Origin of the sequence: Desulfosporosinus sp. I2, from assembly GCF_000960765.1 — a bacterium.
Lineage (GTDB): Bacteria > Bacillota > Desulfitobacteriia > Desulfitobacteriales > Desulfitobacteriaceae > Desulfosporosinus.
In genome coordinates this window covers 1-8,426 of sequence record NZ_JYNH01000184.1, presented here as the reverse complement: position 1 = coordinate 8,426, position 8,426 = coordinate 1, and the positions used below count along the sequence as shown (strand labels likewise).

Below are 8,426 nucleotides of genomic sequence, written 5' to 3'. Positions count from 1 at the left end.
CCCCAATCTGGGAATGGACGGGGCAACTATTCAATGTAATTTTTAATTAGCTGAGATCACCACGAACGTAACTCGATAGATATTGGTGACCAATATCAAAATAGTTTAGATTCCACCGGAACCAAAACATTCAGGCCCAGTATTCTTAGGTGAATCCACAAACCTTGAAACCTCATAGGCCTCCATCAATTCCGCTGGATAAGACACCAACAAACTCTTAAGAAAACCGTTTTCCCCAATACTTTGATCCAACCACACATGCTCAACTTCTCTTGGAAGAATGACTGGCATTCGATTATGTATTGGTACCATAAGGTCATTAGGGGCGGTTGTAATAATACTGCATGGATTTACAATATCCCCGGTGGGTGACTTCCACGTATCCCAAAGGCCAGCAAATCCAAATAGTCCCTGATTCTTTAGTGTTATCCGGTAGGGTCTCTTGGTCGATCCTTCTTTCTTCCACTCGTAAAACCCATCGGCTACTACGAGACAACGCTTTCGCTGGAGGATATGCTTAAAACTGGGCTTTTCATCGATAGTTTCTGCCCTAGCGTTTTTCATCTTATTGCCGACCGAAGGATCTTTGGCCCAAAAGGGTATTAGACCCCACCTAAACATAGCTAATTGATTTGAACCATTATTAAGTATAACAGGGACATCCTGAGAGGGTGCTACGTTGTAGTTGGGTTTCAAATCAGGCGTCTCGATGTAAAATCTTTCCTCAATTCTTTTGAATTCTGCGATAGAAAAGCGTCCGCACATACTTAGAGCTCATAACCATTAGTATTTAATACTTTTTTACTGAGTTGCTTTCAAGGCTTTCTATAGACATTCAGACCGATTTTTATATCCTCTTTCTCGGGAATTGACACATTGCCTTCAGTCGAGGCGATAATTATGCTTTTCCCCGAAGTCGATTTACCAAATTCCTTTGAAATATCAACCGTTATCGTCAATATATTACCGTTCAACTTCATTTCACAATTCTTCATCGAATATCCCTCCATATTGAATCAATTGTTCTATTCCCCGCTCACGAGATATTTTGCTTGTGTTTAAGTTTTCGGGTGTAGTCCTTTATTGACTTATGAGGTTGAGTGCCTGTATTGAACTAAGTTTAATTCCTTTACTCTTTATATCTGTAACCGTTTATCCAAAGCACGAAACTGTATGGCCTCAGCCAAATGCTCCGGCAAAATATCCTGAGTTTCAGAAAGATCTGCAATCGTACGTGCAACTCTTAAAATTCGGTCATGTGCCCGGGCACTTAGGTGCTGGCTATCATAGATCCGATGCAAAAGCGCTTCCCCACCAGGAGTCAACATACCGTACACTTTGGTTTCCTTTGCAGACATTTCCGCATTCGTTTTTGCCGTTCCTAAGCGTTCCCATTGCCTTTTTCGTGCTGCCATGACTCGTTCTCTAACCGTTTCAGATGATTCATTTCCATCCTCATCTCTGAGTTCTGAATAATCTAACCTAGGCACCTCGATATGCAAGTCAAATCGATCTAAGAGTGGACCTGAAATCCTCCCCCGATAGTTATGGATTTGCAGGGGTGTGCAAGAACACACTCGACCCCGATCCCCATAATATCCACACGGGCAAGGATTCATGCTTGCGATAACACTCACATGGGCAGGATAGGTAATACTCCCGGCTTGGCGGGTTATCGTCAACTCACGATCTTCCAAAGGTTGGCGTAAACATTCCAAGACCTCACGCGCAAACTCAGGAAGCTCATCCAAAAACAGCACTCCGTGATTAGCAAAGCTTAGCTCACCCGGGCGTAGATCCCTTCCCCCACCGATCATTCCAGCTTTGGTCACCGTATGATGCGGGTTTCGAAAGGGACGATGTTGGACCAAAGACCCATTATTTTTCAGCAACCCAGACACACTAAAGAGTTGAGTAACCTCTATACTTTCTTGGTCGCTTAATAAAGGCAGTATCCCTGAATAAGCCTTAGCCAAGAGCGTCTTACCCGAGCCGGGAGGCCCCACCAAAATGACATTATGTCCACCCGCAGCAGCTATTTCTAAAGCCCGCTTCGCGTGTTGTTGTCCATGAACATCTGCCCAGTCCACATTGACCCCGTTATATGATTCGGATTGAAGTGTCACCGATATTATAGTATCCTCAAAGCTACCTTGATTTTCGACTCCCTGGACAATTTGTCCCAAAGTAGCAGTGCTATGCGTCTCTAACCCCGTCACTAAACGTGCTTCTTCCAGATTATCGGGAGGAACAATCAGACAATACGGTTCACCAATACAATCTTCTCCGTCTAAATCAGATTTAGTGTTTTCATTATCCAAAGTTATCGCCATGGTGAGCACGCCAGGAACTGGTCGGAGACTTCCCTCTAAAGATAGCTCTCCAGAAAACACATACTTAGCCAGCGAGGAAGAGATACATTGTTCTGTGGCCGCAAGGATCCCTATCGCAATCGGCAGATCGAGACCAGAACCCTCTTTGCGTAAATCCGCAGGAGCCAAATTTACCGTTACCCGCTGCAAGGGAAACTGATAACCTGAATTTCGTATTGCTGACCGAACTCGGTCACGTGCCTCTCTCACTGCCGTATTCGGCAAACCGACAATCTCAAAACTTGGCAGACCGTTCGCCACGTCAACTTCCACCCGAATTAAATGAGCTTGTAACCCCAAGACTGTCATTCCATAAACAGCAGCGAACATTCTATCTCCCCCTTTAGGATAGAATGTTCGCTTAATTACTCCATATTCCTTCCATATTAGCCTAAATATGTTTTACTACTTAAGTCCACTGATCACTTAAAAACCTTAAAGGCTAGAACGAAGACAACCATTAATACTACACCTAGCCCAAACGTAATGGAGATAAGCTTTTTCTCCACAGGAAGTAAATCGTACCACTCATCTTCTGCGAGCACTTCTTGAACATTTACGGATGACTGCTGAGCGGTATGGGGTTGAACCTTTGGCATATCGAGAACCTCCTTTGTTATCTTTTAGACTAGCCACCGATTACCGGCGGTGTGATGCCGTGGTAGAAAAGCCAAGAGACAAGTAGTCCGACCCAGATAATAAATCCAAACAGACAGATGACATATACCCCTACAATACGTCCCATGCCGGCGGCCCAGAGCTTGCGTACGTTAGTAATCATACCAATCGAGAAGAAACATAAAGCAAAGAAGAATGTCCTCAATGCGTTTGCTTGGTCTGCCCCTACTGACGCTGCCTTGACGATGCCAGGGCTATTTAAACCCATCACAAGCAGGAGCAAAAAGGTTAGAGCAAACCCGATAATAAATTTGGGGAAACGGTCCCAGATTTCTCCCGCTGAAACCTTATCGCACCGAGTCTTACTTCTATCGATCCCGAAAACACACCATACTACTGCAAGAATAAATGCCCACACGCCAATAAATACGTCAATAAATACTTTGGTGGTGGTGGCTACCATCAGGATCCAGCCTTCTTCCCATCGAATCCCCAGATCTGTCAGTGCCTTGGCTCGAATTAGCGAATCGGCAATCGCTCCACTTGACACCGCCCCTCCGTCACTTTTCACGGCCAAGCCCATCCAGGAGCCAGCTACCATTGGTTCGTGAAAGAGCCATGTCTGAGCAAGCAAGGGTAAAATGAGCATTTCAACGGCTACAAAGACAATAATAACTGCCGACAAAATAACGGGTACTAAGGGTCGTGCTCGAATAGCCGCGGCCGTAGCAATGGCTGCCGAAACCCCACAGATTGAGACACCGGACGCTAAAGGTGCCGCCCATTCTGGGGTAAACTTAAAGAATTTGCGGGCGATAAAATAGGTAACTGGCCAATAAATTAAATAGGCTTCAATCACAGCGCATAATCCCCGGATGATAACCGTGTTGGCCAGTCCTAGAGCACCAACCGTCTTAATGCCGATAGCTGCACCTAAAATCACAATCCCTGTTTTAATAAACCATTCGGGCTTGGCTGCCTCCCCTAAAAATTTGGCAAAGCCCTCAAAAAAATTCCCAATAATAAGACCGGTAATCATGGCAATAACAAAGCCCATTTCCCCTAGACTCATAGACCAGGGAATTTTAAGGCTGGCCTGTTTGTCTGGGGTGGCGGCAATGTAACCATTATTGCCTAAAAACAGGCAGAGAAAGGTAATCCAGAAAATTACGGTAAAACCGACGATGAATTTTTTAACCTTTGCGCCCATTGCTACCGCGCCAATGGTCATGATCACCATTAAAAATAAGTAAGTTAAAAACGCTGAATAAATACCTGGTAGATTTTTAAAGGTGTTAGACACCGGTACCATTGCTTTGGATGAATCTACCCAAACATTGAATTTGACTACCCATCCTAACAATTCTACTCCAAAAACAGGGCCCATACTCAGTAAAAAGATAAATAACCCAAGCCAAACAGCCCACCAGTCTTCACTTTTGAGCACCGACTTTTTTTCAAAAAGCTCATTACCTTGTGCGATCATATCTTTCTTCCTTTCTTTTAGTAAACTTTATAAAACGTTTCATAGCTACTCCAAACTTACCCCCAGTCAGTCTTTGTGTACCACAATTCACTGTGGAACTTCACAATCAGGCCTAGGCCAATTCTTTTATTCATTGCTTCACCTCCTCCTTATGAATTTTTTCACAATTATTGTATTCTACAGTAATTTATTAATTCCTTTCCATTATTAGATAATTTTTCCCTTATTTTCCCCGTTTTTCCTTTCATTTCAGTTTGTTATCGACAATGGCAGATTTTAAACGCGCATTTGGACAAATTCTTTAAAACGAAAAAGCCGTTCCTATGCACAATAGAAATAACGCTTTAAGCATATCTTGTTATTAAAGATATAGCATAAGCGTTATTTTAGAATTTACACTGCTATTACCAATGTTAACTTAAAAAATGGCTCAAGTTCCGTTCCAAACTAACAAGAGGTAGGCAAAGAAGGTATACGTGGAAGCTCAATCCAAAAGGTTGTTCCCTTCCCCATATCGCTTTCAACCTTTATAGTTCCTCCATGAGCTTCTACAATTTGACGCACAATGGCTAACCCTAAGCCCATTCCCCCATCCTTGCGAGACCGTGCCTTATTAACTCTGAAAAAACGATCAAAAATGTAGGGCAAGGCTTCTTTGGGAATTCCCTCTCCCTCATCTTGGACAGCTATCCGCACTTGATTTTGTTCTAGGACTATAAACACTCTTACTGTCTTTCCGCTTGGGGTGTGGCTTAAAGCATTATCCAAAAGATTAATAAAAACTTGCAGAAGTCGATCTGGGTCTGCATAAAGTTCACCTGAAGTTTTAGAAATTTCAAGATTAACGCTTAACTCCTGTGCCCTACCCTGAAAACGTTGTTCAATATCGATCATAAAACTCTCTAAATCTATAGCAATAGGTTGTGAAATCTGGCCTTGTTCAAGTCGATTAATGTCTTGTAAGTCATGAACTAAGCGAGCTAGGCGCTTGGCCTCTTCAAAGACCAAATCAAGATATTCTTCTTGCTGATCTTTAGGGATTACACCATCCTGAATAGCTTCCAAGTAACCTTGAATCAAATGTAAGGGAGTTCTTAATTCATGTGTCACACTGGCCAAGAACTCCCGGCGGGATTTTTCCGCCCGTAAAGAAGCGGTGACATCACGTAAAACTGCGACATGTCCACCTACCCCTTCTTTATCTGCCATTGGGGCCATTACTACCTGTAATACCTGAATTCCAAGCGAAATTGTGGCGAAATTCTCCAACGGATTGTTGCTTAGGACCATTGTCTGAAGGAATTTAACAATTTGGTCCTTTCGTTCTTGAATTTCAACGTCATTTTCTTGCCATAATCCTTTGGCAGAATCATTAGCATATAGTATCGTTCCGCCACAGCTTAGCATTACGACTCCATCACTAATCCCTTCAATGATTCCTTGCAGTAAGTTTTTCTCTCGCGAAAGCCATTCCATGTGGTTTTTAAGGCTTTCCCCCATGGAATTTAACGCTTCAGCCAACTCTCCAATCTCGTCGTTACTGGCCACTCCCATGATAGGCATGAAATCTCCTTTTGCCATTCGGGTTGCGCCTCTTTGCATTAAGGCTAGCGGACGTGTGACTTGTCGTGCAAAAAAAAGGCTGACGACTGTAGCTAAGAAAACTGCAATCAAAGAAGCATAGAGAATGAGTCGTCGAAATGTCGCGATACTTTCTTGAATAGGAATTGGGGAACTCCCTAATAAAACAACCCCTTGTACGGGCTTTAACCCAACTGGAGCAGCAGCAAGTAGCATGGTTTGAGCTCCACCATTGACTGGTAAAGCCTGAATCGAAATGGTTTTCCCTGTTAAAACTTCCTCTAAGTACGTTTTGGTAAAGAAATCCGAGGGACGTAGGTTACGAGACCAGCCACTGATTGGACTCCCACCCAAACCTCCAAGATGCCATTCTATAACATTTTGTTGTTCTTGAGTCGTGATAGAACCAGACATTAGAATTATATTTCCTTCCGGATCGAGTAGGACCAATTGGGTTCCCGAAGTAATTCTAAGCTGCTCTAGCAAGTTTAGCCGTCCACTCCAACTTGGTACTTTGGCAAGTTGCGTAGAAATTTCATTGGCTTCAAAACTTAGTGCCTCTAACTTTTGTTTCAGATAGAAATCTCCAAAAAGCCAGGTAATTGTAAGCCCTAATCCACCAAGTACTGTGAGAATAAGGACAGCCATTGCTAACCAAAGCTTGATAGAAATGTTCCATGTATAGCGCCTTTTCAACGGATTAACACCTATCTTTTCTACTTACATTGATCAAACGTTGTCAGTTAACCTGGTCTGAATCAAATTTATAACCCACACCCCATACAGTCACCAACATCCGCTTAACATTAGGATGGGCCAATTTCTCCCGTAACTTTTTAACATGCGTGTCCACTGTACGTGCATCTCCATAAAAATCATATCCCCAAACTGTCTCCATTAACTGTTCGCGTGAGAATACTCGTCCACGATTCTTAGCTAAAAAGTAGAGCAAGTCGAATTCTAGGGGAGTCAAACTAATCACATCATCCCCTATACTTACTCGGTGTCTTTCTTTATCTATACACAGTAGACCAGCGCATATCTCCGTAGTAACCGGATGGAGTTTTCCTGTCGAGCGACGCAAGAGGGCTTTGACTCGTGCAACTAGCTCCTTTGTACTAAACGGTTTGACTAGATAATCATCTGCGCCTAGTTCGAGCCCCAGCACACGGTCAAATTCTTCCCCTCGCGCAGTCAACATAATAATTGGGATCGAAGAACTCTCACGTACTTCCCGACAGACGCGCCAGCCATCAACGTCCGGCATCATAAGATCTACAATTAGGAGAGAAAATTGATGAGCGCGAAACTTTTCTAATGCTACTCGCCCATCTTGGGCTTCCTCAACGAGATACCCTTCTCGTTCAAGATATAACCGTACTAAGCTTCGAATTTTTTCTTCATCATCCACAATTAAAATCGGATCCAACTGCAAAACTCTCCTTTGGTATTAACGATTATTCCTGTAAAAAATTTGATAATTATTACTAGTTTAACAGCCATTTGTGAAAATTGTGTGATCAAATTATGGTCCCTTTATAAAGCTGCCTTAATCCAGTTTACCTCTGAGCTTTCCCCAATCTGACGAATTGCAACCACATCAAATCTTAAGTTAGGCCAGCTTCTATACCCCTGTTGGATTATGTAATAAGACCCAATAGCTCGTAATCTATTTGCCTTAGCAGGGGTTATACTCTCCTCACCCCACCCTCTGTAAGATGAACTGCGAGTGCGAACCTCGATAAACACCAGCGTTTCACCATCCTGGGCAATAATGTCCATTTCTCCTTTTGGACAGCGATAATTCCGGGTAACTATACATAACCCTGAATCTTTTAAATAACGAGCGGCAAATTCTTCGCCGGATTTTCCTAAGGACTGTTTATTCTCCACAGAAGTTCGCAGCTCCTTTATAACTTTCGTAGTACAAAATGGACAGCAAAAGCTGTCCATTTTGATAACTTGTCGATGCTAATTGAAAAATTACTATCGATCAAAGCTCACTATTTTACTGCGTTACTTACCTAAATAAACTTTGAGCAGCAGCAATCGCCATTTGGGCCAGAGGGGTTGGATAAAGACCAATCACTAGTGTGATTAACATCGTAAATACCAGCGTAAACTTCAAGGCCCCATGGACGGGTACATCCGGTAACCCTTCGCCCTCGTTGAGGAACATGACTTTGACGACCGAAAGATAATAGTAGACGGACACCATGCTCATCACGAACCCTATATAGGCGATCGCGGTATACCCTTGATCCATCACTGCGGAGAAGAGATAAAACTTACCGACGAATCCGGCGAGCGGTGGAATCCCAGCTAAGGATAATAAGGAGGCCGTCATGACCACCGCTGCCAAAGGAGAG

Annotated in this window: 9 protein-coding genes; all 9 read right to left on the bottom strand. The window is 43.3% G+C overall.

Going from position 1 to position 8,426, the window contains the following annotated elements; genetic code table 11:
- Window positions 1-105 precede the first annotated feature (105 nt).
- Entirely contained in the window at window positions 106-765 is a 660-nt protein-coding gene (locus tag UF75_RS23475; RefSeq protein ID WP_045576948.1) for an SOS response-associated peptidase, read from the bottom strand.
- Window positions 766-815: 50 nt separating this feature from the next.
- Window positions 816-995 (bottom strand): hypothetical protein, encoded by a 180-nt coding sequence (locus tag UF75_RS23470; protein WP_045576947.1) that lies wholly within the window; start codon window positions 993-995, stop codon window positions 816-818.
- Between the two features lie 141 nt (window positions 996-1,136).
- Window positions 1,137-2,702 carry a YifB family Mg chelatase-like AAA ATPase gene (locus UF75_RS23465; protein ID WP_045576946.1) on the bottom strand — a complete coding sequence of 522 codons (1,566 nt, stop codon included), beginning with the start codon at window positions 2,700-2,702 and terminating at the stop codon, window positions 1,137-1,139.
- A 92-nt stretch (window positions 2,703-2,794) separates the two neighbouring features.
- A complete protein-coding gene (locus tag UF75_RS28695; RefSeq protein WP_156146580.1) occupies window positions 2,795-2,971 on the bottom strand; it encodes a hypothetical protein in 177 nt (58 codons plus the stop codon).
- Window positions 2,972-3,000: 29 nt separating this feature from the next.
- The gene (locus UF75_RS23460; protein ID WP_045576945.1) at window positions 3,001-4,476 is read right to left on the bottom strand and encodes a putative sulfate exporter family transporter; all 1,476 of its coding nucleotides are present in this window, start codon (window positions 4,474-4,476) and stop codon (window positions 3,001-3,003) included.
- Window positions 4,477-4,923: 447 nt separating this feature from the next.
- Window positions 4,924-6,705, bottom strand: a complete 1,782-nt coding sequence (locus UF75_RS23455; protein WP_045576949.1) for an ATP-binding protein — start codon at window positions 6,703-6,705, stop codon at window positions 4,924-4,926.
- Between the two features lie 91 nt (window positions 6,706-6,796).
- Window positions 6,797-7,486: a response regulator transcription factor gene (locus tag UF75_RS23450; RefSeq protein WP_045576944.1), complete on the bottom strand. Its 690-nt coding sequence runs from the start codon at window positions 7,484-7,486 to the stop codon at window positions 6,797-6,799.
- A gap of 107 nt (window positions 7,487-7,593) precedes the next feature.
- Window positions 7,594-7,950 carry a YraN family protein gene (locus tag UF75_RS23445; protein WP_045576943.1) on the bottom strand — a complete coding sequence of 119 codons (357 nt, stop codon included), beginning with the start codon at window positions 7,948-7,950 and terminating at the stop codon, window positions 7,594-7,596.
- Between the two features lie 127 nt (window positions 7,951-8,077).
- Window positions 8,078-8,426 (bottom strand): proton-conducting transporter membrane subunit (locus UF75_RS23440; RefSeq protein WP_045576942.1); only part of this gene is annotated, 349 nt, incomplete at its 5' end.